The following is a 26,046-nucleotide window of genomic DNA, read 5'->3' as shown; positions in this document are numbered from 1 at the left end:
GATAGCTCCTTTATTCCGCGGCGACGCCGTAGGGCGAAGACAATGCTTCGCGGATGCAATTTTCCAATATGTCGATGCCTGCTGAAAGCTGGGCGTCGTCTATGATCAGCGGGGCAAGGATCTTGACGATTTCGTCATGCGCTCCGCTCGTTTCGATGATGAGGCCGCGATCGAAGCAGGCGGCGGTGACACCCGCGGCAATCTCGCCCGATCCGACGTCGATACCGCGCATCATGCCTCGACCGCGGGTGGACAGGCCATGTTGAAGAGCGATCGCTTCCAGCCGGCGCTCGATCAGCGCTCCGCGGCGGGCGATGTCCTTCTGCAACTGCGTGTTGCTCCAGAAATGCCGCAGCGTGGCAGTAGCGGTGACGAAGGCGTGGTTGTTGCCCCGGAATGTCCCATTATGCTCGCCTGGCGCCCATTGGTCCAGCTCCGGCCGGAACAGGGTGAGGGCGAAGGGCAGGCCCATCCCCGACAAGGACTTCGCCATCGTGACGATGTCGGGCGTAAAGCCCATGCCTTCAAAGCTGAAAAAGCTGCCCGTCCGGCCGCAACCCGCCTGGATGTCGTCGACGATCATCAGGGCTCCGTGCCGCCTGGCGATGGCGCTGATCTTGCGCAGCCATTGCGGCGATGCGGCATTGAGGCCGCCTTCGCCCTGCACGGTTTCCACCAATATCGCGGCGGGCGCGTCAAGGCCGCTCGACGGATCGGACAGGCGCCGCTCCAGCAGGTCGGCGGTGTCGACCCCGGACCCGTGATAGCCGTCATAGGGCTCATGTGAGACATGGGCGAGCGGTACGCCTGCGCCGCCTCGCTTGGCCGCATTGCCGGTGCAGGCCAGCGCCCCCAGCGTCATGCCGTGAAAGCCGTTGGTGAAGGCGATGACCAGTTCGCGGCCTGTAACCTTGCGCGCCAGTTTGATCGCGGCTTCGACGGCGTTCGTGCCGGTTGGCCCGGTAAACATGGCCCGGTAATCCAGACGGCGTGGCGTAAGGACGATAGTTTCCAGCGCTTCGAGAAATGCAGCCTTGGCGTCGGTGTGCAGGTCGAGGCCATGGGCGATGCCGTCAGCCTCGATATAATCGAGCAGCGCCTGCTTGAGCACAGGATGATTATGGCCGTAATTGAGGGTCGAGCATCCCGACAGGAAATCGAGATAACGTCCGCCCTGATTGTCATGCATCCAAACGCCTTGCGCCTTGGTGAACTGGCGCGGCATGGACCGGGCGTAGCTGCGCACGGCAGATTCGCGTCGCTCATACAGGCTCGTGTCGGGTTTTCGGCTCGTGGGCTGGGGAAGGGTGGTGATCATGTCGCCGTTTTTCCTTGTGTTGGGCCACCTCTCATGCGGGGCAGCGGGCCGATACGCGCAAGCCATTCGGTTGCGTGAGCGCCGGCAAAATGGGTGTCGCGATCGAAAAGCACGCTTTTGGCAAGCGCGGCGTTCCATTGTTTCGCCAGGCCTTCGAACAAGGCCCAGGACGACACATTGTCATCCGTCACCGTGGTGATGAGATGGGTGACGCCCTGCGCCGATGGGCGATCGAGCAGCGCGTCGATCATCCGGCGGCCAAGCCGCTGCCCTCGTGCGGCAGGCGCAACGGCGACCTGCCATACAAAGAAGCATTCCGGCTCGGAAGGCGGGCGGTATCCCGAAACCCAACCCGCCATGGCGCCATCGCATTCGGCGATCACGCAGCTGTCGGCGAAATGCGTGCACTGCAGCAGGTTGCAGTAGGCCGAATTGGGGTCGAGCGGTGGACACTGCGCGACCAGCGCCGTGACGGCCGGGCCGTCCAGTGCAACGGGCTTGCGGAACAGGAATTTGGATGAACGCGCAGGTGAAAGGCTCGCAAACGTCCGTGGCGGCCTATTCGCCGCATCGGAATTTGACCTGAAGATGCTTTATCTCCCGAATTATTAATTTCGTGGCAGAGCGATCCGCCCCCTCGAACGGGACCATGATCTAGGCCAATTCGTCCTCTTTTTCAACCTTCAAGCAGATTCTTGGCGATTTTCGGCATAAAGAATCCATATAAATACTTTGTCTACCGAAGGAATTTGCATCGCTGCAAAGCCCCGTCCCTTCTATGTTTCAGTCATGGATCAGGGGATCGCTGCCCGTGCGCTTCGTGCGACTGGAGCCCACCGCATGCAAGCAAGATCGGCAGCTGCCGCATTGCCGGCGCAAGGTCGCTCGTCCCCTTGCAAGAGCCCGTCCTGTGTGTGTCGTTCCCGCGCGATTCGCTCACGCCCAGGGGAGATATTCTGTCCAGAATTCCTGCGGCAAGGACTGCCGCCATCTGATCGGGGCCCGCCGCACGGATGCGGGGGGGCAACCGCCAGGTCGGGCCGAGGGCCAGGATCCCGGCGCATGAAAAAGTCCCGACGCCTCATGCGTACTATCGTCGATGCCGGCGCCGGGACAGGGAAAATCCGGCCAAAAGGGCGTGGCCGGCGTCCAGTGCCCGGCCGTGGCATCTTGGGGGATGGGGCCAGCCGGGACATCGCCGCCCTAAACGGCATCGAGTGCGAAGTCCACGGCTTTGGCAAAAGAATCCGGCGGACGGGAAAAGGAATGACATAGAAATCGGGCCGCCTCGCAGCCGGCAAGGGAACTGAAATCTTGCAGAAGCCTGCTCCCTTTCCCCTGCCGACATGCTTGCCCTCCCAGACATGGCAAAGAGCGTGCGCAGCAGCGCCGCCGACAGATGGCTCCTTGAGCGCCGGAATGAGACGGCAGGCCGCATGGTCGTCTTGCCGGCCGCGCATGGTGATGGCAGGAGAGTTCCGGCGCCCGCCATATCGCATGGCGCGCCACTTCAGAGGCCCGACCACTGAACGTGCGTAAAGTCGCCGCCCTGGCTCGTATCGATCCTCCAGGACGTGGATCTGGCAGTTGATGAGCTCTTGCCGAGGGAGGGGTGGTATCGCTTAACATGAACGTTTGCGTTGCCCGCGATCGTGGCCGACAGGAAGCCTGACGAGCGCGGGTTGTCCGTTCGCACGGGTCGCGCGACGCGCGATGACCAGCGACAGGACGACAAGGATTGCGGCTGCCGCGAAGCTCGCGCGCGTGCCCGTGGCGACCGCGACAGGTTCAGCGCTTATGATGTCTGCCGAGCCGATCCCCCAGGCGAACACTGCTCCCATAGCAGATGCTCCCACAACCAGGCCGAGATTGCGCGACAGGTTCAGCATTCCCGAGACGATCCCGCGTTCGCCCGGCGTCGTGCCCGCCATCACGGCGGTGCTGTTTGCCGCCTGGAACAACCCATAGCCCGCCGTCATCACGACGATCGGCGCGAGGTAGCCGGCGATCCCGAAGGCCGGAAGAATGATCGAGAGGGCAGTGGCGCCCGCAGCCATCGCGGCGAGCCCGGCAATCACAGCGGACCGGACACCGATCCGCTCGACCAGCCGCCCGGCCGGGACGCCGGCGATGGCGGCCACAAATGGCCCTGTTGCCATGGCCAATCCGGTGCCTGCAGGGTCGAGCGCGACTACCCTTGCCAGATAGAAGGGGCCGACGATCAGGGTGGTCATCATCACGGTGGAGACGATGATGCTGGTGGAAAGACCGGCAACCAGCGCTCGGTTGCGCAACAGGTCCAGCCGTATCAGCGGGGATGCAGCTCGAGCCTCGATCGCAAGGAAGACGGCGCCTGTGCCGATGGCGGCGGCCAGGACCGCGAGGTTTACGAAGCCGAACTGCCCGCGTCCCAGGGTCATCGCCAGCGTAAGGCTGGTCAGCGTAGCTGCAAGCAAGGCCATGCCGGTCATGTCCAGACGCGGGGACATCGCCGCGCCGCGCGGCGGATCTTGTGGCAGGGCCTTCAAGACGCTTATGGCCGCAACGGCGGCGAGCGGCAGATTGATGAGAAAGATCGCCGTGCTGCCCGCCCAGGCGATCAGCCCCCCGCCTAGCGCTGGCCCAAGCGTGGTCCCGATCGCCGACATCGTGCCCAGCAGCCCCATTGCGCGACCGGTCCGTTTCGCCGGAACAACCGTGCCGACGAATGCCATCGTGAGCGCCATCATAAAGGCTGCCCCGCTCCCCTGGATCACACGCCCGGCGATCAGCAGTTCAAGACCGGGCGCCATTGCGCACAACAATGATCCAGTCGCAAAAACGACGATGCCGGCCAGCAGCAGCCTGCGCCGGCCGAAAATATCTCCAAGATGTCCGGCGAGGACGACCAGCGCGGTGACCGTCAGCAGATAGGCAAGGATGATCCACTGCGTTGCCTGAAACGATGCGGCGAACCTTCTCGCCAAGCTCGGCAGCGCTACGTTGGCGGTGCTCGAGCTCAGCGAGGGCATCAGCATCATCAGCGAAAGCCCGGCAAGCGTCCACCCAGGGGCGGGCTGCCGCACGGCGGTTGGTGCCAGTTGCATGGTGACTTGTCCTTGTATCGAAAGGCCGATCGCAGCAGAATGCCACTTCAAGTCGACTTGAGGTCAAGCATGAAACTGATCGAAATCTCGCAGGTGGCGAAGCGCTCCGGCGTTCCGGCCTCGACCCTTCGCTTCTACGAGGAAAAGGGTCTGATCGAATCGCTGGGACGTCGCGGGCTGAGGCGTATCTATGGCCAGGATGTCTTCGGCCGGCTCTCGCTGATCGGGCTCGGCCGCATGGCGGGATTTTCGCTCGATCAGATCGGGGCGATGTTTGGCACAGGGCCAAGGGCGCAGATAGACCGCAAGTTGCTGTCGCAAAAGGCGGTCGAGCTCGGCCGGACCATCAGGCAGCTTAGCGCATTGAAAAATGGCCTGGAACATGCCGCGGCCTGCCCGGCTCCGAGCCATATGGAATGTCCCTCATTCCAGCGATTGTTGAAGATCGCGGCGGCGCGTTCCGGCAAGTCGCGCTCAGACCGAGGACGGCAACGCCACGTTTAAGTTCTGCCACGGTGATGAAAAACTCGCAGGTGGCAGGTCTGGGGAGCCGGTCTTTCCCGCTTGTGAGCAGTTGCTTGCGGGGGCAATCCTTCGTTGTTGCACCGGCCCGCGCCGAACAGCTTGACCTTTTCCGTGCGGCTCGGGCTTCTTGCTCGCGCCGCCGCGCGGAGGACCGGGCCGGCTCGTTCGCGCTCACGCCCGTCAGGACAGCCGCTGGGCGATCGGCATGGGCGGCGGCAGATCAGCAGGGTGTGCGGCCTATCTGCCCTCAATCAGCGAGGACTGTTTTAGGGAACTGCTGTACGCGACGGCGGTTGAGCGTGGGACCGATGGCGGATGTTATGGCCTATGATCTTGCTCCTCATGAACGACCCCTGCTTCCACAGATCTCCCGCGACACCCGCCCATCCCCCGGCTCGTCGAGCCGGATATTGCGTCATCGGATCCCCGCCCGGGCTGACAGGCGGCCTCAGCAACGGGCTGCTCATCGCCAACCTTCCATGTCGATGCACAGGGCATCGCGAAATGGCTCGGCGTCCTGGAATGCCGAAACCAAGGGCACGGCTGGTGGGTACGAGGAACTGATCGACGCCTATGCCCCTTGGTCGGCGCGGCTGAACGGCGATGGGTATCCAGATCGTGCCGAGCTGGATCGGACGCCGGACGATTTGAACCATTAATTCTATGTCCTGCTCGCGGCAATGCTGATGGGCGCGGACGAATCGCGGTTCGAACGCCACATCCGGCTGATCGTCGAGCTTCCTGATCGGTCGTTCTGCGATGTCTTCACTACGCTCGTTCACGCAGCCGACGTTCGCTGTTTCAACGATCGGGGTCAGACGGCCGATCGGGCTCGCGACCCGCGCGGATCGACGCCGTGCTCGGTAGACTCGTGAGCCTGGGCGTGTCCGAAGTCCGGGAAATAGAGCAGCGGATCGCTGCCAACAAGCGGCAACCATGCTATCTAACATTGAGGTGGATATTTAACATCACTGCTGTTAGATAGTCGGCCCGATGTTAGATGAATTTCCTGACCTGCGATTACGCGCGCTGGCGGTCGCATCGGAAACTTATGCGCGCGAGGCTTTCGGTGCGCACCTCCATCTCGATCCCATTAAGCCGCTCAGGCTCCCGCACTTCTTGTATGATCGCTACGCCTTGTGGCGCGGGGAACTGCTCGACCGCCCGACCGTGTTCATCGTTCCGCAAAGCGGCGCAATAGGCGGCGTTGACGAGTTCCTGAAGCATCGGGACCAGATGCGACGCCATATCGATGCCCGCCTGTTCGTGTTGTTGCTCGAAGCTGTACCGGCGGCATTGCGTCGGCGTCTGATGGAGAAGCGCGTCGCGTTCATCTCGCCGGGCGCACAATTCTATGTGCCCGAAGCGTTCGTCGACCTGCGCGAGACCTATTCCAGCGAACCGGGATCCTCGTCCGAGCAGGTGTCTCCCACCACTCAGGTCGTAATTCTGGCCGCCCTGCTTGGTCACGATGTGAACGATGCCAGCCTGACCCAGCTCGCCGAGCGCTACCAAGTCGCGATCATGAGCATGAGCCGGGCGTTCGATGAACTGGAAGCGCTCGAACTGGCGCGGCCGTACCGCGTCGGCCGCCAGCGCCGCCTCAGCCTTCGCTTTGGTGGCGGCGACCTTTGGCGCGCGGTCGAGGGGCGCTTGCAATCTCCGGTGCGCAAAACTCGTTATGTCGCGGGTGATCTGCCCCTGAACGAGGCGGTGTTGGCGGGCGAAAGTGCCCTTGCCCGATATACGATGCTCAACGAACCGCGAATTGAATGCAGGGCGGCGCCGGCCGCCGCATGGAAGCGGATGGCGCGGCATCACAGATTGGAAACGGCCTGGGCCTATGACGAACGCCGGATCGAGGTCCAGACATGGGCCTATGATCCCCAAGTCCTTAGCGACAACGAGGTTGCCGACCGACTTTCGCTATATCTGAGCGCACGGCATGACGCCGACGAACGAGTCGCGCAGGCAGCCGATCACCTTTTGGAGCCCTTTGGATGGTAGCTGGCGTCGACCGCTTTCGCGCACATTTTTCCGGCCATGAGCACCAGTATGTGCTGATCGGCGGAGGGGCGTGCGAGCTGATCATGGAGGAAGCCGGTCTCGATTTTCGCGCGACCAAGGATCTCGATATTGTCCTCATCTGTGAGGCGCTCGACCCGGCATTCTCCGAGACGTTCATGGCCTTTGTCGAGGCAGGCGGATACGAGATCCGGCAGCGGAGTGAAGGCGAACGGATTCTTTACCGGTTCGCCAAACCGTCGACGGACGGCTACCCGGCGATGTTGGAGCTGTTCTCCAACGCGCCGGAAGGATTTGAGGTGGCGCCCGGTAGCCAGCTTACGCCGATCCCAATCGCCGAGGAAGCTGCGAGCCTGTCTGCCATCCTGCTTGACGCCGACTATTATGCGTTTCTCAAGACGATGGGACGGTCGCTGGACGGCATGCCGGTTCTCGACGAAGCCGGTCTTATTCCCTTCAAGGCGCGTGCCTGGGTTGATCTCAGCCGCCGTCGTGCGGAGGGCGAGAAAGTCGACGACAGAGACGTGAAGAAGCACCGCAACGATGTGGCGCGCCTGCTCCAGCTCCTGAGCGCGGAGGCGACGTTCGATCTGCCCGAGAAGATCAAGGCCGATATGCAGGCGTTCATTGACGCCCTCGCAGAGCAGGACGATTTCACGCCGAAGCAGTTTGGCGTAGCGATGACGAGAGAGGTCGTTATCGATCGGCTGCGCCACGCCTATAACCTCTGAGAGTTACGGGGGCGTAACAGCACCCCGGGCCGACTGCGGTGATGGCCAATACAATTGGCCGGCCTTACCGTCGCGCCGCAAGTCCGCCTGTTGGAGCAGTGTAGCGGGCAATTTGGCCGGATCATCTTTGGTGCCGGTCGGCGGCCAATTCCTCGTAATTGCGACGACAATGTTGGTCGCCCAAACTGCGAGCGGATCCGGCAAGCCAGGCGACCCCACGGCGCGCTCCAGGCCTTCCTCTTCAATCCTTTCCAGGCGAAAATCGGAAAAAAACGCCGCTTTTTCCCGCGATGCCGTAGGGGTGCGTTTTCACAATAAAATAATGTCTTGCGCCCTATCCCGAGACCGCTTGTCATTTAGCTCGCGGAAGCCTGCCGCCGCTTGCTTTCCTGTGAATTGCCGGGCGGGATGGTCTTGATCGTTGCGGCATATTCAGCAAACAGGACCATCAGCGCTCTTACCGTGCCATCCGAAACAGTGCCGGTCAGTGGAATGATCGCAGTTCCGGAAAGAAAGAATATCCAGAAGATCCAGCGGAAAAAGCCGGATGACCGGGCCGGGCGGTCAGGATGGAGAGTGGCGTTCAGGAGCGTAGCGGTCACCCAGCCCCACATGAAAATGGTAAACAGCCAGCCTCTGTCTTCGACAAGCCCATAATAGGTCGCATGGCACGCCGCGAAGAACCACAGCGCGCGGTACAGGGCATATTGGGATTGCCGCGTCAGTTGACAGACGAGAATGATCGGTGGATGGAACAAGGTCCGCCCCAGCCAGACATCCAGACGCGAAAGCATGTTCATGTAGCGCTCCGCGGATCTTTACGAGTCTTCGGCCGACGGAGACTCATCGTCATTCGCAGTGCCACTTTTCTAAAAGGTCTCACAGGCTCTGTCAGTGTTTGTGCTGCGTCATCCGGTCGACATAGGCGATCCCGATCGCCGAGATGATGAAAATGCTGTGGATGATCGTCTGCCACATGACACCCTGGGACGTGACATTCGCGCCGGCTGTTCCAATCTTGCTGGCTTCGATGAATGTCCGGAGAAGATGTATCGACGATATGCCGATGATCGCCATTGCAAGCTTGACCTTGAGTACGCCAGCATTGACGTGGCTGAGCCATTCGGGTTGATCGGGGTGCCCCTGCAGGCCGAGGCGCGAAACGAAGGTTTCATACCCGCCCACGATCACCATGACGAGCAGGTTGGATATCATGACGACGTCGATCAGGCCCAGAACGACGAGCATGATCTGCTGCTCCCCGAATTCGGATGCATGCAGGACAAGGTGCCACAGTTCCTTGAGGAACAGGAACACGTAAACGCACTGCGCGACGATCAGGCCGAGATACAGCGGAAGCTGGAGCCAGCGCGAGCTGAAGATCAGGAGGGGAAGCGGGCGAAGCGGTGAATAGGGCTCTTGTGTATGCATGACCTGCGCCCCTTAACCATCCTTGCGAGCCCTTGCCAGCCATCTTCGCGGGCGGCTGCGAACGAGGCACCCTGTTCGACGGCCTCGACGAGGCCGTCTCGTCATTCGCCGCCTGCCCAGCCAGAGCCTGCCCCTGTCGCGATCTTGCGCTTGCGCCTGTGCTGCGGCAACAGCTGCCGGGGAACGTTGGTTTTTCGCCGGGTCCTTCCTATCATGGTGGATGGTCCTCACGCTCGCCGGAACCTCCCTCTCGGGGAACGAGGGGTGTTCGACAGTGAGCAGGGAGGAAGGTGCCACGCGAAGATTTTCGCAGTTGCCGCTTCAAGGTTGGGCTGCGAGTGGAGGGAGGCATGTCGTTTGAGTGGCCTGTTGCTTGAGATCGCCACGACATTCCTGTCCGCGCCGCTGGAGCCGGACGGGTGGGACAGGGCGCTTGGGAAAATGGCGCGGGAAACCGGTTCGGCGCGCGGTCAGCTTGTGGCGTTCGGGCATGATCACGCGATCCCTTTCAACAAGGTCACCGACGAGCCGGAAGGCTGGTTTGAGGGGTTTGTCGCCATTGACGGCGGCAATCCTGCTGTGAATTGGCGGCTTGCCTGCGCTCGTGCGCCATTCGAGCTTGCTTTCGAGCAGGACTATGCGATCGCGCGCCGCCGCCTGCGATCGGATATTTACGATGATTATGCCCGCCAATATGACATGATGCACGGATGCCAGACGGTGCTTTCGCACGATAGCGGAGGATTTTTCGGTCTGGCTACGCTGCGGACCGGCGCTGACGGCCCGACCACCCAGGAGCAACGGACCCTCTTTGCAGGCTTGGCGCCCTTCGCGCTTTCAGCGGTGAAGATGCAGATCGCGCTTGAGCACAAGGGGGCTCAATTGGCTGCCGAGACATTTGAGGCGATGCAAGCGGTTGCCTTCCTGCTCGACGGCAAGGGCAGGGTCATGAGCCAGACGGCCGCCGCGGATGAATTTCTTCGTCGGCCCAACTGCCCCCTGCGCCTGTCCAACCGGCATCTGGTGGCTGCAAGAAGGAGCGAGGACAGATCGCTTGGGAAAGCCATCCAGGACGTCCTGGGCGAGCTGCAGGTGAGGACGCCCAGAGTCTGGCTGGCTGGCGAGCATATCCTCGATGGCCACAGCTGTGAGATATTCTCGCTGCCGCGCCGTGAATGGACATTTGGATATGAGCCGCGCGTGCTGCTGGTCGTGCGCCATGCAGACAGGCGCGGCGATGACGAGGCTATGTTCCTTCGGCAGGCGATGGGCCTGACGCGGGCGGAGGCGGAAGTAGCGAGAATGATAGGGCGTGGACATAGCCGTGAACAGGTTGCGCAAAGTCGGGGCACATCGGCGACAACCGTCCATGCCCATCTCAAAAGCCTGTTTCGCAAGGCCGATGTGGGCCGAGAGGCGGAGCTGGTCGCGCTCGTGAGCCGTCTGCTCAACTGATCCTCGCAAGGAGGGATGAAATTGGGGAAGCGCGTGGACTAAAATGGCGCGCGCGGCCCGCTTTCAAGTTCGCTTGATCGGATTGCGGATGCCGGCCGGGCCGCCAGCCAGCTGCAGCCGGCGCTGCTCCCGACCGCTCTTCCAGGGAGAAATCCGACGCGATCCTGACCAAACAGCTTCCCAAGCACCTGCGCTGCGTGGCATTGCGAGATTGTCTAAAAAAGCGTTGATCTCCCGGTGGGTGCGGAGCCGTCGCAACGACCTCGCTCGTCGCAGGAGGGCAACGCATGCCGGGGATCGTGACATTGAGCCAAGCAGAAGCCGACGCCAGCCGTTTCAGGCACCTTCCTTCGTTGCGGGACATCGCTCCTGTCACCTTTTTCGGATCGGCCATCGTGGCGCTGGGGCTCATCGTCTTTGCAAGCCTTCTGCCCAGGCGCGCGGCGGCGGTGTTCGAAGGCGCCAACGCCTGGATCATCCTCGAAGCCGGCTGGTTTTACCTGCTGACGGTCGGCATCTTCGTTGTGTTTTTGTTCGGTGTCGCGATCAGCTCGTTCGGCACAGTCCGGCTCGGGCCCGACGATGCGGAACCCGACTACAAATTCCGTACATGGGTCGCGATGCTGTTCAGTGCGGGCATGGGCATCGGGATCGTCTTTTTCGGCGTCGCCGAACCGATCACCCACTTCTCCGCGCCGCCAGACGCCGAGCCGGGTACGGCACAGGCAGCGCGCGATGCGATGGAAGTCACCTTCTTCCATTGGGGCGTTCACGCCTGGGCGATCTATGCGGCGATGGGGCTGGCGCTTGCCTATTTCGGCTATCGCCGGGGCGAGCCGCTGGCGATCCGCTCGGCCTTCCTTCCCTTGTTCGGTGAGCGGGTGCGCGGACCGCTTGGCGACTTCATCGACATCTTCGCGGTGGTCGGCACGCTGGCGGGGCTCGCGACGTCGCTCGGCCTGGGCGTGGCGCAACTGAATGCAACGCTCAACTATCTGATGGGCATAGGCCAGACGATCGAGACGCAGATCGTGCTGATCGCGATCGTCACGCTTCTGGCGACGGCGACCGTCGCTACCGGTCTCGACAACGGGATCCGCTGGCTGAGCGAAGCGATCCTGGTGATATCCGGCGTGCTCATGCTGATGATCGTCGCGCTCGGTCCGACCCAGTTCCTGCTTCAGGCGCTCGTCGAGAATATCGGGCTTTACATGAATGCCTTCGTCGGGCGCACCTTCCATATCTATGCCTATGAGCCGACCGACTGGGTCGGAACATGGACGCTGTTCTACTGGGGCTGGTGGATTTCCTGGGCGCCGTTCGTCGGCCTCTTCATCGCGCGCATATCGCGCGGGCGCACGATCCGCGAGTTTCTGCTTGGCGTCTTGCTGGCGCCGGCAGGGTTCAGCTTCATCTGGTTCACCATATTCGGCGACACGGCAATCTGGCTCGACATCAATGTGGCAGGTGGCGCGATCTCGCGAACCGTCGCGCAGAACATGCCCATCGCCCTCTTCTCGCTTTTTGAATATCTGCCGCTTTCGGCCCTGCTCGCGTGGACAGCCGGATTGCTGGTTGCGATCTATTTCGTGACCGCCTCCGATGCCGGAGCGCTGGTCATCGCGATGATCACCGCACGGGACCAAGGCGAAGAGCCGGCCTTGTGGCTGCGCGTCTTCTGGGCGCTGACCTGCGGCGGCGTGGCGGCGGTCCTGCTGCTCGCCGGCGGCCTGGCCGCGGTGCAGATGGCCGCCGTGATTGCAGCTCTGCCGCTCGCCGTGATCATGCTGGTCATGTGCTACGGCATCTGGACATCGCTCAGACGCGAGAGAGCGCTGGCTGCAAGCGGCCAGCTGCCGTCGGCGCCGCTGGTCGGCGCGAAGGGGCAATTTGAATGGCGCCGCCGCCTCGCCGCGATCGTCAGTCACCCCACCGAGAAGCAGGTGCGCGAATATATCGCATCGACAATCGGCAGGGCGCTGGGCGCGGTCGTCGACGAACTCGACAAGCGGGGTATCGCGGCGACCGTCGAGGAGGCCGAGGACGGCCTGGGCTTGCGTGTGTCGCATGGCGAGGCAGGTGACTTCATCTATTCGGTACGCACCGTGCCGCGGCCGCTACCGGCCTTTGCCCTGGCGGATTCGGGACGCAAGCGCGACGATCGTCGCACGCGCTATTACCGCGCCGAGGTCTATCTTGCCGAAGGGGGAAGAGGCTATGACATCTATGGCTATGAGGCCGAACAGGTGATCGCCGACGTCATCGGCCATTATGACCAGTTTCGCCACTTCCTCGCCGGCCACTGATCCGCTGCGTCAACGCGCGGTGGATCGACTGTCACCCCCTGAGACGCGTTCGCTGCAAGGGCGCCGGCCGGTTGGCTGACGGGCACATGCCCGAAAAGTCTCCAGGCGACCTGGCCCATGAAGGGCAAATCCTGTGCTGAGGTTTGGGTAAGCCTGGTCGCTGCCCAAAGGAAGCTTACATCGCCCGGCGTAGCAGGCTTCCTGGGATGAACCGGGCCGCGACACTGTTTTTTGCCGCGCCGGGACGACGGGGAGGCGGGGCTCTCAAGCCCAGGGTGCTGGTTCCGCTTGCATGTTCGCTTAGTTGATCAAGGAGAAGACCCATGAAATCTCGCGCATGGATCGCCACTACGATGCTGGCCTGCTCTGCGCCGGGCTGGGCGCAGCCCGCTTCTGCTCCCCTCACGGCTCACCGGGGACATCGTTGCGGCGGGCGGCACCGGGCTGGCTGAAGTCGTGCTTACCGATGGACCGACAGGCGTGCTGCTGCGGCTATCAGCCACGGGCCTGACGCCGGGGTGGCACGCCATGCATTTTCACGATGTGGGGGATTGTTCCGACGCTGGCTTTCAAAGATCGGGCGGTCATCTCAATCATAGTGAGCAGAAGAAGTCTCATGGGCTGCTCAGTCCAAAGGGCCCTGATTTTGGCGATCTTCCCAACATATTCGTAGCCGGGGACGGCAGCGTCAAAGCAGAAGCCTTTTCCGCGCTGGTCAAGCTCGGCACGGATTCAAAGCGGGCCGACCTGCTCGATGCGGATGGCTCGGCGCTGGTGATCCACGCCCATGGCGATGATCACGCAACGCAGCCGATCGGTGGAGCCGCAGGACGCGTGGCATGCGCTGTGGTCAAGGCTCGGCGATAGAGAGCAGGAAGCGGGTTTTCGCGTGGGCGCTGCCGCCTGCTTGATGTCCTGCCAGCGTGCTGCGAATGGTGAACGAGGTCGGCGTGTGGCAGTCATCTCCTCCAGACCTGAACCTGCGGCTCGAGCCGCGCAAGGTGCTGCCAACCGGAGGCGAATGCTTCCCAATGCTCATGCAATGCTTGGCCGGTCATGATGGTTTACATCCGCTGGAACCTGCATAGGGAGGGAAAAACGGATTGTGGCCGCCTCCCCTTGGCCACGGGAGTCTCATCGGCGAGCAGGATCTCCGATGCATGGATCACATGGGCGCGGGGGAATGCATTTTGCGTCCTTCCTGTGTGTCAGGGACCTGATCGCGCCGATGCGCTCGCTCTGCAAGGAAGATCATCCCGCGCCATCCAGGCGTCGCGGCCGGGCGCTTGGAAAAACCGGCATTCAGTGGAGACCTGGTTTCCTTGCCATCTCGAGATCCACATCACGCGTCGCTCGCATGCGACAGTCCGCTCGCCCTGGATTATTTGCATCTGCTGGAATTGACGGGTGCGCTGGGACAGGCGAAGGACAGGATATGAGCAAACAGCGCCTCATCCGGGCACTCCGCGCCGGCAGACTGATCACGGGCATCTGACCCCGGAGGCGGCGACGCGTCCGGGGACATATTGACCCGGCAGCCGCTTGTTCCTGCCTCCATTATCTTCTGCTCATTGGGACGCGGCGCCACTGGGCGCGAGCCTTGTCATGTCATATGTTCCTTCCGGAAAAGCCGCGGGAAGCCGCCGCACGTCGTTGCGCGGGCAGCCCGCTGGCGGCGCGCGGCCGGTCGTCAGTCTGCCACGAGCCCTCTCCAAGCTGGGCTTTTGCTCCCGCACCCAGGCGGCTGCGTTGATTGAAGCGGGACGCGTATCGGTCGATGGCCGAACCGCGCGAACGGTCTCCCTGCGCGTTGATCCTGCCCGGTCCCGGATCGCGGTGGATGGGACGCTCGTCGCTGCCGGCACGAAGGTCTATCTGATGCTGAACAAGCCGCGCGGCATTGTTACGACGCGGCGGGATCCCGGGCAGCGTGAGACTGTCTACGACCGGCTGCCGCCGGATCTGCCGTTCCTCTCTCCGGTGGGGCGCCTTGACAAGGCAAGCGAGGGATTGCTCTTGCTGACGAACGATACAGGCTGGGCCGAGCATCTGCTGAATCCGGCTTCCGCTGTCCCCAAGACCTATCATGTGAAGATCGACCGGATCGCCGATGAGGCCTTCATCGAGGCGCTTGGCGAACCCGTCGAGGATTGCGGAGAAAGGCTCAGCGCAGCAGCGGTGCGGCTCCTGCGCACCGGCAGCCGGTCAAGCTGGATCGAAGTCGTGCTGACCGAGGGCCGCAACCGCCAGGTACGCAGGATGGTCGCGGCCCACGGCGCCCATGTGCTTCGTCTCGTGCGCGTTGCGATTGGAACTCTCATGCTCGGGGACCTTGGCAAAAGCCAGACCCGGCCCCTCACGGACGCCGAGCGAGCGGGCATCTGGCCGGCGATTCCGCGACCGCGCGGCAAGCAGGACTGATGGTCGATCGCCGTTCCTGTCGGCTTGGGAGCCTATCCTTGGGGAACCGTTCCAGCGTCCGGCTCATTATCCCTTATTCATGAAGGAGAAATATAGGATGCATCGCTTTAAGATCGGCATGGCGCTGCTTCTCGTCGCAAGCTCGGGACTAGCCGCCTGCTACGACGAGCGCCCCGGCCGCCATCGCCCGCCGCGGCATGATCGGGACGATCGCTACGAGCGTCACGACCGACATGGGGAGCATCGCGGCGATCGGGACGGCCGATGGGAAGGCAGGCGCTGAATAATCGCCTCTCCTGTCTCTCGAACGCTGCCATTTTCCCGAGCGCTTGCGTGCGGAATGCCGCCGGCGCGCCGGGTCCCTCGGTGCGGCGCCATCCGGGGCGGAACGCCCGCCGGCCAGTTGCGTTGTCCGTCGCACGCAGGTCCGCGAGGACCCGGCTGACGAGCGGCAGCGTGTCCTATCGCCACCGCCATTTCGTCGTTTTCCTGCGCGGCCATGACACATAGCGGCGCTTCACCTCGATGACGCCTTCCCGGCAGGAGCATCGATCCGATCGATGAAGGGGCCGTCGCGACTGGTAAGCTGGTTGCCTGACGACCACGCCCCTTTCACCAGGACCTTCTCCCACTGCGCGGCCGCAACTTCGTGTTCGGGCTGAGAGGCGCCTTTGAAGCGCAGGACCGCCGATGGTCGGGCGCCAGGGAGGATCTCATCATCCAATCCTGGCTTGTTCGCGCTTTTCGGGGCGGATGTAGATCGAGGTGATGCGAGAGGAAAGTGCTCGCATCCGCGCCTCCAGGGTTTCGATCAGGGCTTCTGCCTCGCCCATCCGCAGATCGTCCGCAAAATCGGCACTGGCCGCGATGAATACCGAATCCGGACTGGAGTGGATGGTCCGAACGTGATTGACGCAGGTGATGAGCGGCTCGGCCTCCATTTCGGCGCGAAGCATGGCAATCAGCGCCGGGTCGGCCGCCTCTCCGATCAGCAGGCCCTTGGATTCGCGCGCCAGCACCATCGCGACACCTGCAAGCACCAGTCCAATCAGTATGGAAGCGGCGCCGTCGAGCCGGGGGTCTTCGAAATAGCCGCTCGCCCAGATGCCCAACGCGGCGATGACGAGCCCGATGAGCGCGGCGCTGTCCTCGAACAGCACGATAAAGCCTGCGGGATCTTTCGAACGGCGCACGGCCTGCCACCAGCCTAGCCCGGCCCGGCCTGCATTGAACTGCTTGGCGGCAATCGTCCAGGACGCGCCTTCCATCAGGAAGCCGACGCCAAGCACTGCATAGCTCAGCATCGGGTCCACGACCGGGTGCGGGTCGCGCATATGCACCACGCCTTCGTAGATCGAGATGCCCGCCCCGCCGGCAAATATCAGGATGGCGACGACGAAGGCCCAGAAATACAGCTCGCGTCCATAGCCGAAAGGATGCGCCGCATCGGGCGGTCGCCGGCCTTGCTTCTGCCCGTAGAGCAGCAGCAGCTGGTTGCCGCTATCGACGAGCGAATGGACTCCTTCGGTCGCCATCGCGGATGACCCGCCGATCGCCGCCGCCACGAACTTTGCAACGGCGATGCCAAGATTTGCCGCCAGCGCGCCGAACAGGACGATGTTTTCCCGAAAATGCCCGGTCGCTCCTGACATGCGGCGCTGCGCTCAAGGCAGGGCATAGGCGATCACCTGGTCGCCTATGGGGGTTTCCATGAAGTGGTGGCCGCCCGGCGCGATGACAAGATATTGCTTGCCCGCCACCATATAGGTCATCGGCGTTGCCTGGCCGCCCGCGGGCAGCACGTCCTTCCACAGCACCTTGCCGGTCCTCAGGTCGATCGCGCGGATGAGATTGTCGGTCGCGGCGGCGACGAAGATCACCCCGCCCGCCGTCACCACCGAGCCGCCGTTGTTGGGCGTGCCGATGGTGAGCGGCAGCATCGAGGGAATGCCGAAGGGGCCGTTGGTGCGCGCCTCGCCCAGCGGCCGGTCCCAGATCGTCCTGCCCGTAGCCATGTCGATGGCGCGAATGCCGCCATAGGGGGGCTGCTTGCACAGCATGCCGGTGAAGGGCAGGCGCCAACCCGCATTGACGTCGATGGCATAGGGCGTGTGGGCCTGCGGATCGCCGGCTCCTTCCGCGCCACCGATCTCGCCGCGCGCCTGATCGCGAGGCGCCCAACCCTTGCGGTCGGCTTCGGCGCGCGGGACCAGGCGCACATAGTTGGGCATGTCGTTGTAGTTGGCGACGATCACGCCCCGGCGCGGGTCGACCGCTACCCCGCCCCAATCGGTGCCGCCATTGTAACCGGGATATTCGATCGAACGGCGGTCGCTTTCCGGCGGCGTGTAAAAGCCCTTGTAGCTCGCACGGCGGAACTGGATGCGGCAGATCATCTGGTCGATCGGCGACATGCCCCACATGTCGCGCTCGGTGAGGTCAGGCTTGCGCAGCGTATGCCAGAGCGAGATCCGCTGGGTCGCTGCGCGCTGGGCAGGCTCCACGCCGCCGCCTGGGGCCTTGATCAAGCCCACCGGGGTCAGCGGCTTGCCGGTGCGCCGGTCGAGTATGTAGATGTCGCCCTGCTTGGAGGGCAGGACCAGCGCGGGGGTCCCTTTGAAGTCCACCAGCGTGGCCTGCGCTCCGAAGTCATAATCCCAAACGTCGTCGCGCACGGCCTGGAACTTCCAGCGCGGCTTGCCGGTCGCCACATCGAGCGCCACCAATGATGTCGCGAAATCACGCTCCTGCGGGCGGCGCAGGCTGGAATAATAGTCCGCCGCCGCGTTGCCCATGGGCAGGTAGACGAGGCCAAGCTGCTCGTCGCCGCTGGCGATGGTCCACATGTTGGGCGTGCCGCGCGCCCAGGTCTGGCCCTGCGGCGGGTAGCCGTTCCAGTCCGGGTGCATCATGTCCCAGGCCCAGCGCAGCTTGCCGGTCACCGCGTCGTAACCCCGGATCACGCCCGATGGCGCCCAGCGGTCCTGCCCGTCGAGCACCTGATGGCCGGTAACGGCAACGCCGCGCACGATGGTGGGCGGTGAGTTGATCGAGACGTAGCCGGGCGGGGTGGCGCCCATGCCGATCTTGGTATCGACCTCGCCGTTGGCGCCGAAGGCCGTGCAGCGCGCGCCGGTGCGCGCGTCGATGGCGAAGAGGCGCGCGTCGAGGGTGCCGTAGATGATGCGTGTAGCACAAGGCTGGTCAGCGGGCGCATCGGGCACGGCGTAGTAGCTGACGCCCCGGCACGCGGCCGTGTAGGGAATGGCCTCGTCCGACACCCTGGGATCGAATTTCCAGCGTTGCCTGCCGGTGGCGGGATCAAGCGCCAGGACCATGTTCTTGGGCGTGCAGACGTAGAGCGTGTTACCGACCTTGAGCGGGGTGTTCTCACCGCCATAGGTCCTGGCGATCGTCGCGGAGGCGGGCATGTCTCCTGTATGGGCAAGCCATACGCGCTTCAGCTTGCCGACATTCTCGGGCGTGATCTGCCCCAGCGGGGAGTAGCGCCGCGCGGCATCGGTGCCGCCATAGGCGGGCCAGTCATCGCCCACCTTGCCGAGCGAAGGGTCGCCCATTTCGTAGCGCAGTCCCGGCAGGTCGGACAGTGGGCCCGCGTCGGCCATGCGCGCGAAGATCGTGGCGGTCACCGCGGTCAGCACGACGGCTGCGGCGCTCGCCCCCAATCCCAGCTTCCAGCGCGAAGGATGGGCCGAAAGCGTGGGCATCACCAGCAGCGTCGCCACCAGCAACACGAGGGGTGCGATCACGCGCGGCACGAGCGCCCAGTTGTTCGCGCCGACTTCGGCAAAGGCCCAGATCACCGTCAGGAGGAAGATTGCGCAGTAAAGCCAGCCGCCCAGTTGCCGCCGCCGGATCAGCAAGGCTCCCGAGGTCAGCATCGCGATGCCCGTCACCAGATAATAGGCCGATCCGCCCAACGCGGCGAGCCAGATGCCTCCGATCCCCAGCACCAGCCCGATCGCAGCGATGATGCCGCCCAGGATCAAGGGCGCGAGGGTGCGCGCGGCCGTAGGTTGCACGCTCGGCGACACCATATGTTACACTCCAGACATTTTCGGGCGGACCTGTCGTGAATGGCTCGCCGCCCGAAATGTTCCTTCCGGGCAGGGGCCACGCTTGGTTGTTCCGCCGGTTCATCCCGGCCGTGAAGCGCCGCGCCCCTTCCGATCGAACTGATAGGCAGCGATTCCCGGCGGGGGTTGGCTGCACCTGTGGGCCGAGGGCGACAGGCCACTTGGCGCACGCTGGCATGCCAATGGGGGGGAACAGTCCGACACTTTGCCTCAAGGAATATGACATCCTCCTTGTGCGGTCGAGCCGAATGCCAGCGTCGGCCCTAGCTTGTATGTCGCATATTCTGACGCTATATTGCGTCAGAATAGATAGGTTTGGAAATATCATGGGCCTGCTGGAATATGCCGATCACGGACTTTTTGCTCCCAGTAAGATCGCGGCGGCATTCCGCACGACGAGCGAGGAGGTTGCCCGCTCGGCCGGTCTGGGTCGTGACGCTGTACAGCGCAAGGAGCGCTTGCGTTCCGATAAAACGCAGCGCCGCCTGAGGGAAATGGTCGAGGTGATTACCAAGACCAGCCCACGTTTTGGATCCCCTCTCATCGCCTATGCCTGGTACAGGTCGGAGCCATTGCCGGGCTTCTCCGGTCAGACGGCCATGCAGCTCGTCCAGGATGGCAGGGCAAGCGAGGTGCTGGACTATATCGACGCTGTCGACGCAGGCGTTTACGCCTGACAGCGTCCATGCGCTACCGGGGCAAGCTCTACCGGGCGCTAAACCCGATCTATGCGCGCGCGCCAATTTCTGGCCGCGGCGCTGCCTTATATGGTGGTCGTTTCAATCCCAAGGGAACGGCGACTCTCTACCTCGCGACTTCATTTCAGACGGCCATCAGAGAGGCTAACCAGGTCGGCGATCTCCAACCGACGACGATCGTCTCCTACGATGCCGATATTGCGAACATCTTCGACGGTCGTGATGCTGCTGAACTCGGAAAATACGGTATGAACCCGGCCAGCCTGGGCGAGCCGACCTGGCGCGATCAGATGAAGAAGGACGGGAAAGCGCGTAGCCAGATTTTCGCTGAGGCCCTCATCTGCGAGGGTTTCAACGGCTTGCTCGTTCGCAGCTTCGCTCGCGGCGCCACCGATGACGACATCAATCTCGTGCTCTGGAGGTGGAGTGGCAGACTCCCGCTGAAACTCACGCTCATCGATGATGACGGACGCCTGAGTAAAATTTGAGCTTGGATGGGGCGGTTATAAAATCCCGCCATGGGTGATGACGTGACACCCGGATTACTCCCGTTGGGATTAGAGCCGGGCAGCTTTTTGACCCTGTCCCGGTTCTGCCACCGGCCAGAATGAGAGATCCGGCGCTTCATCGGCCGGGGGTTAACCCCGGCCGATGACGCAAATTCGGCAGGCGTCGTGAACCCCAGGGATGTGTGAGGTCGGATCTCGTTGATTGGCTTGCCCGAAATGATCCTCGCTTGCTTTTGTGTATCGAATTTGATGCACCGTGAAACAGATTTCGTTCCTGGGTGACAGCCCAGCTCGGCTTCGTGATTTTCCTGATGATGCCAGATTCCAAGCAGGCCATTAGCTGGGCGAGGTCCAGATTGGCGACGACCCCGACAACTGGAAGCCGATGAAAACCATCGGCCCGACGTGCGCGAAATCAGGATCAGGGAGCAATCCGGGGCTTTCCGGGCCGCGCCTTCGAGATCGCTGTCATCGCCCCCAACCTATCGCCCAAGCATCTCGCTCATGGCGTCCACCTTACCCTGCATCGCCTCGACTTGGCCCCGCAAGATTCTCCACCGTCGCCAGCACCCCCCGCTGGGTCGCCAGCAGCGCCATCACTGGATCGTCGCTGTCATCCATGATGTTCGACAGCCTTAACGATGCAGCGCCTGCTCCAGCGCCTGGCGAATGAACCGCATGCCCTTGCTGGCGGCTGTCGCCTTGACCTGCTCCAGCAACTCGGCGGGCAAACGCATGTTGACCCGCGCGTCCTTGCTGCGGAACTCAAACCGCGTGGGCGTCAGCGCAGAAAGATCATAGCCGGTAAGATCGGCGGAACCGACCAAATCCTCAGCCTCCTTATCGCTGGACAACAGCGGAAGGGGTTTATCCTTGCTCATAGTGCCGCACCTCCTTGGCGTGCATGTAACGGGCGCTGATCGGACGGATAAATCTGGCCCCGTTCCGTTCGCGCCAGGTGAAGGCCAGAAACACATGACGGCCACTGCTGGCGCGGCCGATCCCCAGAAAGCGCGTCTCCACCGTCGAATGGGCGACATCTGGGCCTATGGACGGCGCATCGGCGAACACGCTCAATTTCCGCCAGCGTGACACCATGTTGCTGGCATTTCGCCTGGCGGCCTTCATCCCATCGAAGCCAGCGGCATTTTTGCTAACCACGCTGGAAAATGGCATTTGTATGTACATTTATCAATGCCGATACTTTTTGGGCCTGGCTCAGGCTCGGGAAATCGCCGTGGTGGATTGTTCCGGGTGTCCTGTCGCTCTGTATATTCGCGTATCTGCTGACGCTTCCGGATGCAGATCTGGCCGGGCGATCCTACGCTGCCTATGGCGGTGTCTATATCGCGTCGGCGGTGCTTTGGCTCTGGATCGTCAAGGGCGCACGACCCGATCATTGGGGCCTTCTGAGTGCTGTCAATAGACAGCCATTTTCGGGTACTTCGCACAAACTTGCTTTGCACTCAGAATGTGGTCAAATATCGTTTCCGGCTAGGCACTTAAGCGCGCCTGATCCGGGCGCATGAGAATGGTTTATCTCGTTCGGCGGACGACTCTCGTTCTCGTTTTAGATCGAATCGGGGACCAAATAGCCATCGCGATACTGTGATCTCCGAGCGTTTGCATGTCCAAGAAAACGTGTAAAGAAAATCGTGAAATCTTTACATGTCTCGCCGACGTGCTAAGACTTGGCCGCTTTGTTTTGCATAAGGTCATGATCGTGCTTCGACCCAGCTACAATCTGCCTGAGCTGCCGCCGCCAAGCGTGACGGAGACGGCTGCGGTTCTGAAGGCACTGACCCGCGCGCACCGCTACCTTGCGGAGCTGAAAGGGCGGGCAGCGACCATCCCCAATCAGGGCATCCTGATCGATACGCTTTCGCTCCAGGAAGCGAAGGCCAGCTCCGAGATCGAGAACATCGTAACGACCCAGGATGAGTTGTTTCAGACGAGCGCTTTTCCTGAGAACCCGGGATCACCGGCAGCCAAGGAGGTTGCTCGCTACCGGGACGCGCTTCACCATGGATTTAACGAGCAGCGCCGCCTTGGTGGGCTGCTGACCAACAACATGATCATCGCCATGTTTCGTATCCTCAAGGGAACCGATGGCGGCTTTCGCGCAACCTCCGGCACCGCACTCAAGAATGAGAGCACAGGCGCACTGGTTTATGTGCCGCCACAGGACGCCAATGCGGTTCGCGACCTGATGACGGCATTGGAGCGCTTCATCCATGTTGAGGATGCGGAAAGCGACCTCGATCCGCTCACCCGCATGGCCATCATCCACCATCAGTTCGAGAGCATTCACCCCTTCCCCGATGGCAACGGAAGACTGGGCCGGATCATCAATGTCCTGTTTCTTACCCGGTGCGGTCTGTTGGACATTCCGATCCTCTATCTCAGCCGGTTCATCACCCAGAACAAGGCGGATTACTACAAGCTGCTACTGGCGGTACGCGACGCCAGTGAATGGGAGCCTTGGCTGCTCTATATTCTGCGCGGCATAGAGGAGACCGCGATCGAAACTCTCCGCCTGGTCGAAGGCATTCGCACACTCATGGCGGATACCAAAAAGCGGCTGCGCGAGGGGCACCCCAAACTCTATTCTCAGGATCTCCTGAACAACCTTTTCCGGCACCCATATACCCGCATCGAGTTTGTCCAGCAGGAGCTGGATGTGTCGCGTCCTACCGCGACCAAGTACCTTGACGAATTAGCGGAAAGCGGGCTCCTTCTCAAACATCGCGCCGGGCGAAACAACTATTACATCAACCAGGCCTTGGTGGAGCTATTTGTGGAGCGCGAAGCCGCAAAGTCATAATCGGGCTTCACGTTCGCCCGCGCAGTCGTCGCGCCAGCGCGTCACATCAGCCGGGGTGACATCGGCTACGCGAATGCCGCCGAACACGGAGCACGGCCCCCAGTCGCCAGGAAGCCAGCGGGGAGGTCGCAACAAACCCGTCCGGCTGGCCGTGGCAGCGATCGATAAAATCGAAGAAAGCGGTGTTCATCGCTGCCCCAAATCGCCGGACGCTGTTCGCCGCGGCGACGGGCCCGGCGGCAGGTGCATCCGACTGATCCTCCGAACATCCCGATAGGCGCCCTGTCATTCCTGATCTCGAAACTCTGTCCAATGGTCAGGATAGATGCTCCTGATGCCCGGTTGCAAGAGCAGGGACTTTCCGTTTCTGGCGCGTGGGCCTCTGCCATCCTCCTTGTCGCCTCCCGCCGGGGGTGCGAGGGAAAGCGCCCATCCTTCCCATCGGCGCGGTGACAAGATGGCCACCTGGCCCGGGATTTTTGCGCCAGGGGCGCTACCCGGACGGAAACAATCCGGGTTCCATGCCCGCCATCGGAGAAATCCAGTCCCCGATCGAAGGGCGCCAGATCCCGCTGGCAGTGCAACAGTCATGCTGCGTTCAGCCTTTCGAATTAGTATCGCCCGCTCACAAGGAGGGAGGTTGCTCGACGCAGTCGCTTCAAGGTCTTTCTTATCTTCACAGCACTGTTGCACAGTCGCGCGGTGGACCGAACGTCCACGCCGCGCGGCGAGATCGATCCGGCATCAGCGCTGGTGCTGTTTTCCAGGAAAATGGAATTGCCAGGAAAGCAGCGGTGTCCCATCCTCATCGACTGGCGCCTGACGAATAGCCTCCTTGGGCTCATTGCGCCGTTATCGAATGCGAGGCAGGCATGATGCGTCAGCTGCCTCCTCGTCTCTGGCCATCGCCCGAGCGCACGGGTGGGAAGCGGCCATTGGAAAGAAAGGAAGGTGGAACGCGTGCGACACAGCTATACTCTGGCCGCCGCTACATTGTTGGGAACAAGCGCCCTGCTCGCCCTCGGGGGATCTGTGTCACAGGCGAAGGCCGCTCAAGAGCAAGCGGCGCCCCTGGCGTCAGCACCCCACAGCGCGTGGGCGGCCACCGGTTTTGCAGATCTGACCGAACGGCTCGCGCCTGCGGTGGTCAACATCTCGACCCGCCAGCGCGTCCGCACGCCGGTCCTCAACCCCTTTGCCGGAACGCCCTTCGAAGACCTGTTCGGTGGCCGCCGCCTTGGTCCCAGAACGCGCGAAGCACAGTCGCTCGGCTCGGGCTTCATCATATCGGCCGATGGCTATGTGGTGACCAACAATCATGTGATTTCGCCCGGCGGCGGAGACGCCGAGATCAAATCCATCACCGTCACAATGCCGGATGGGGCGGAATACCCCGCAAAGCTTGTCGGCCAGGATGCCGCTTCGGATCTTGCCGTCCTCAAGATCAACGCGCGAGCGCCGCTGCCGTTCGTCAAGTTTGGCGATTCCCGGACCGCGCGCGTAGGCGATCGGATCATCGCCATTGGCAATCCCTTCGGCCTTGGCGGGACGGTGACATCGGGGATCATATCGGCAGTCTACCGTCATACGGGGCTGGGGACCGCCTATGATCGCTACATCCAGACCGACGCTGCTATCAACCGCGGCAATTCGGGCGGACCCATGTTCGACATGCACGGCCAGGTGATCGGCATCAACAACGCCATCTACTCCCCCAATGGCGGCAGCGTGGGCATCGGCTTTGCCATTCCAGCCGAGATCGCAGCGCCCATCGTCGAAAAGCTCAAGAGCGGCCAGGCGATCGAGCGCGGCTATCTGGGCGTGCGCATACAGCCCGTGGGGGATGACCTCGCCAACGCACTGGGCATTCCAGAACGCAAGGGCGCCTTCGTTCAGTCCGTGGAGCCGGACAACGCGGCTGACGAAGCGGGTGTCCGGCCAGGCGATGTCATTGTTGCGGTGGACGGCAAGGAGGTCACCGCCGGGCAGTCCCTGTCCTACCTTATTGCAAGCAAGAACCCTGGAGAACGCATATCCATCGCGCTGATCCGCGATGGCAAGCGCATGACGGTCCCTGTCACGCTGGGCCTGCGGCCCGGGGAAACGGAGCTTGGCGGCCAAAGCTTCGAGCCGGAGCGGCGCGAGGGATCTGGAGCTTCATCGCAAGAGCAGGGCGAGTCTGCGGTGCGCGAGGCGCTCGGCATCTCGGTCCTGCCCCTGACTCCGCGCATCGCGCGGCAACTGGGAGCGAGCGAGAAGACCCAGGGCCTTGTGATCGCCAGCGTCGACTCGTCTTCCGACGCGGCAGCCAAGGGCTTGCGGCGCGGCGACATCATGCTCTCGGCGAATAATCAACCGGTCATGTCGGCCCGGGACCTTGAAAGCCGGATCCAGGAGGCGAGGCGGGCCTCGCGGGGCGCCCTGCTGCTGCGCGTCCAGCGCCGGGGGCAGGCGCCAGGCTATGTTCCTGTTCGGTTGCGGTAGGGAGTGGGGTCAGGAGCGGATCTTTTGGCGGCATGAGACGCCCACCCCGGAACGCCAGTTGGACCGCCGCTATTGTCCGGCGCACAATGGCTGGCGGCCCGGCGGCAGGGAGTCTGATCGGAGCGGGTCTGAGCTC

General features: G+C 62.7%; 22 protein-coding genes. 13 read left to right on the top strand and 9 right to left on the bottom strand.

The window, feature by feature from the left end:
- Positions 1 to 10: 10 nt before the first annotated feature.
- The 3 genes from ectB to LDB29_RS26735 all read right to left on the bottom strand — a co-directional run bounded on the left by ectB (position 11) and on the right by LDB29_RS26735 (position 4,404).
- Positions 11 to 1,318: a diaminobutyrate--2-oxoglutarate transaminase gene (gene ectB / locus LDB29_RS26745; RefSeq protein WP_257558179.1), complete on the bottom strand. Its 1,308-nt coding sequence runs from the start codon at positions 1,316 to 1,318 to the stop codon at positions 11 to 13.
- Entirely contained in the window at positions 1,315 to 1,782 is a 468-nt protein-coding gene (ectA, locus tag LDB29_RS26740) for a diaminobutyrate acetyltransferase (protein ID WP_306812604.1), read from the bottom strand. The genes ectB and ectA overlap by 4 nt, the downstream gene beginning before the upstream one ends.
- A gap of 1,158 nt (positions 1,783 to 2,940) precedes the next feature.
- Positions 2,941 to 4,404: an MFS transporter gene (locus LDB29_RS26735; RefSeq protein ID WP_257558178.1), complete on the bottom strand. Its 1,464-nt coding sequence runs from the start codon at positions 4,402 to 4,404 to the stop codon at positions 2,941 to 2,943.
- A gap of 69 nt (positions 4,405 to 4,473) precedes the next feature.
- Between LDB29_RS26735 and LDB29_RS26730 the strand changes: the two genes are divergently transcribed.
- From LDB29_RS26730 to LDB29_RS26720, 3 genes are all read left to right on the top strand, one after another.
- A complete protein-coding gene (locus LDB29_RS26730) occupies positions 4,474 to 4,908 on the top strand; it encodes a helix-turn-helix domain-containing protein (RefSeq protein WP_257558546.1) in 435 nt (144 codons plus the stop codon).
- 1,014 nt (positions 4,909 to 5,922) lie between these two features.
- Positions 5,923 to 6,936 (top strand): hypothetical protein, encoded by a 1,014-nt coding sequence (locus LDB29_RS26725; protein ID WP_257558177.1) that lies wholly within the window; start codon positions 5,923 to 5,925, stop codon positions 6,934 to 6,936.
- On the top strand, positions 6,930 to 7,685 hold the full coding sequence (locus tag LDB29_RS26720) for a hypothetical protein (protein ID WP_257558176.1): 756 nt from the start codon (positions 6,930 to 6,932) through the stop codon (positions 7,683 to 7,685). The genes LDB29_RS26725 and LDB29_RS26720 overlap by 7 nt, the downstream gene beginning before the upstream one ends.
- A 356-nt stretch (positions 7,686 to 8,041) precedes the next feature.
- On the opposite strand, the gene LDB29_RS26715 is transcribed toward LDB29_RS26720, so the two are convergent.
- Together LDB29_RS26715 and LDB29_RS26710 are read right to left on the bottom strand one after the other, a co-directional pair.
- Positions 8,042 to 8,485, bottom strand: a complete 444-nt coding sequence (locus LDB29_RS26715) for a hypothetical protein (protein ID WP_257558175.1) — start codon at positions 8,483 to 8,485, stop codon at positions 8,042 to 8,044.
- A 91-nt stretch (positions 8,486 to 8,576) separates the two neighbouring features.
- On the bottom strand, positions 8,577 to 9,116 hold the full coding sequence (locus LDB29_RS26710) for a TIGR00645 family protein (protein ID WP_257558174.1): 540 nt from the start codon (positions 9,114 to 9,116) through the stop codon (positions 8,577 to 8,579).
- A gap of 144 nt (positions 9,117 to 9,260) precedes the next feature.
- Here LDB29_RS26710 and LDB29_RS26705 point away from each other — a divergent pair, with 144 nt between their 5' ends.
- The 5 genes from LDB29_RS26705 to LDB29_RS26685 all read left to right on the top strand — a co-directional run bounded on the left by LDB29_RS26705 (position 9,261) and on the right by LDB29_RS26685 (position 15,581).
- Positions 9,261 to 10,571 carry a helix-turn-helix transcriptional regulator gene (locus LDB29_RS26705; protein ID WP_257558172.1) on the top strand — a complete coding sequence of 437 codons (1,311 nt, stop codon included), beginning with the start codon at positions 9,261 to 9,263 and terminating at the stop codon, positions 10,569 to 10,571.
- A gap of 287 nt (positions 10,572 to 10,858) precedes the next feature.
- Positions 10,859 to 12,877: a BCCT family transporter gene (locus LDB29_RS26700; protein ID WP_257558170.1), complete on the top strand. Its 2,019-nt coding sequence runs from the start codon at positions 10,859 to 10,861 to the stop codon at positions 12,875 to 12,877.
- Between the two features lie 366 nt (positions 12,878 to 13,243).
- Positions 13,244 to 13,744: a superoxide dismutase family protein gene (locus tag LDB29_RS26695; protein WP_373886401.1), complete on the top strand. Its 501-nt coding sequence runs from the start codon at positions 13,244 to 13,246 to the stop codon at positions 13,742 to 13,744.
- Positions 13,745 to 14,482: 738 nt separating this feature from the next.
- A complete protein-coding gene (locus LDB29_RS26690; RefSeq protein ID WP_257558545.1) occupies positions 14,483 to 15,298 on the top strand; it encodes a pseudouridine synthase in 816 nt (271 codons plus the stop codon).
- Positions 15,299 to 15,395: 97 nt separating this feature from the next.
- The gene (locus LDB29_RS26685) at positions 15,396 to 15,581 is read left to right on the top strand and encodes a hypothetical protein (protein WP_257558167.1); all 186 of its coding nucleotides are present in this window, start codon (positions 15,396 to 15,398) and stop codon (positions 15,579 to 15,581) included.
- Positions 15,582 to 16,014: 433 nt separating this feature from the next.
- On the opposite strand, the gene LDB29_RS26680 is transcribed toward LDB29_RS26685, so the two are convergent.
- Together LDB29_RS26680 and LDB29_RS26675 are read right to left on the bottom strand one after the other, a co-directional pair.
- Positions 16,015 to 16,950 carry a cation diffusion facilitator family transporter gene (locus LDB29_RS26680; protein ID WP_257558166.1) on the bottom strand — a complete coding sequence of 312 codons (936 nt, stop codon included), beginning with the start codon at positions 16,948 to 16,950 and terminating at the stop codon, positions 16,015 to 16,017.
- Positions 16,951 to 16,962: 12 nt separating this feature from the next.
- Entirely contained in the window at positions 16,963 to 19,356 is a 2,394-nt protein-coding gene (locus LDB29_RS26675) for a membrane-bound PQQ-dependent dehydrogenase, glucose/quinate/shikimate family (RefSeq protein WP_257558164.1), read from the bottom strand.
- A gap of 365 nt (positions 19,357 to 19,721) precedes the next feature.
- Between LDB29_RS26675 and LDB29_RS26670 the strand changes: the two genes are divergently transcribed.
- Complete coding sequence (locus LDB29_RS26670) at positions 19,722 to 20,072, top strand: MbcA/ParS/Xre antitoxin family protein (protein ID WP_257558162.1); 351 nt, start codon at positions 19,722 to 19,724, stop codon at positions 20,070 to 20,072.
- Positions 20,073 to 20,080: 8 nt separating this feature from the next.
- Positions 20,081 to 20,581, top strand: coding sequence for an RES family NAD+ phosphorylase (locus tag LDB29_RS26665; protein WP_257558160.1), 501 nt, complete (start codon positions 20,081 to 20,083; stop codon positions 20,579 to 20,581).
- 656 nt (positions 20,582 to 21,237) lie between these two features.
- Here LDB29_RS26665 and LDB29_RS26660 read toward each other — a convergent pair.
- Together LDB29_RS26660 and LDB29_RS26655 are read right to left on the bottom strand one after the other, a co-directional pair.
- A complete protein-coding gene (locus LDB29_RS26660; protein ID WP_257558158.1) occupies positions 21,238 to 21,483 on the bottom strand; it encodes a BrnA antitoxin family protein in 246 nt (81 codons plus the stop codon).
- Positions 21,470 to 21,730 carry a BrnT family toxin gene (locus tag LDB29_RS26655; RefSeq protein ID WP_306812598.1) on the bottom strand — a complete coding sequence of 87 codons (261 nt, stop codon included), beginning with the start codon at positions 21,728 to 21,730 and terminating at the stop codon, positions 21,470 to 21,472. Before LDB29_RS26655 ends, LDB29_RS26660 begins: the two co-directional genes overlap by 14 nt.
- Positions 21,731 to 21,771: 41 nt before the next feature.
- Here LDB29_RS26655 and LDB29_RS26650 point away from each other — a divergent pair, with 41 nt between their 5' ends.
- From LDB29_RS26650 to LDB29_RS26640, 3 genes are all read left to right on the top strand, one after another.
- Positions 21,772 to 22,131 (top strand): YnfA family protein, encoded by a 360-nt coding sequence (locus LDB29_RS26650; protein WP_257558156.1) that lies wholly within the window; start codon positions 21,772 to 21,774, stop codon positions 22,129 to 22,131.
- Between the two features lie 194 nt (positions 22,132 to 22,325).
- Positions 22,326 to 23,426 (top strand): Fic family protein, encoded by a 1,101-nt coding sequence (locus LDB29_RS26645; RefSeq protein ID WP_257558544.1) that lies wholly within the window; start codon positions 22,326 to 22,328, stop codon positions 23,424 to 23,426.
- Positions 23,427 to 24,386: 960 nt separating this feature from the next.
- On the top strand, positions 24,387 to 25,910 hold the full coding sequence (locus tag LDB29_RS26640) for a Do family serine endopeptidase (RefSeq protein WP_257558543.1): 1,524 nt from the start codon (positions 24,387 to 24,389) through the stop codon (positions 25,908 to 25,910).
- Positions 25,911 to 26,046: the final 136 nt, after the last annotated feature.

The sequence above is a fragment of the Sphingobium sp. CFD-2 genome (genome assembly GCF_024611135.1).
Classification (GTDB): domain Bacteria; phylum Pseudomonadota; class Alphaproteobacteria; order Sphingomonadales; family Sphingomonadaceae; genus Sphingobium; species Sphingobium fuliginis.
This window is presented reverse-complemented; position numbering and strand designations above follow the sequence as displayed.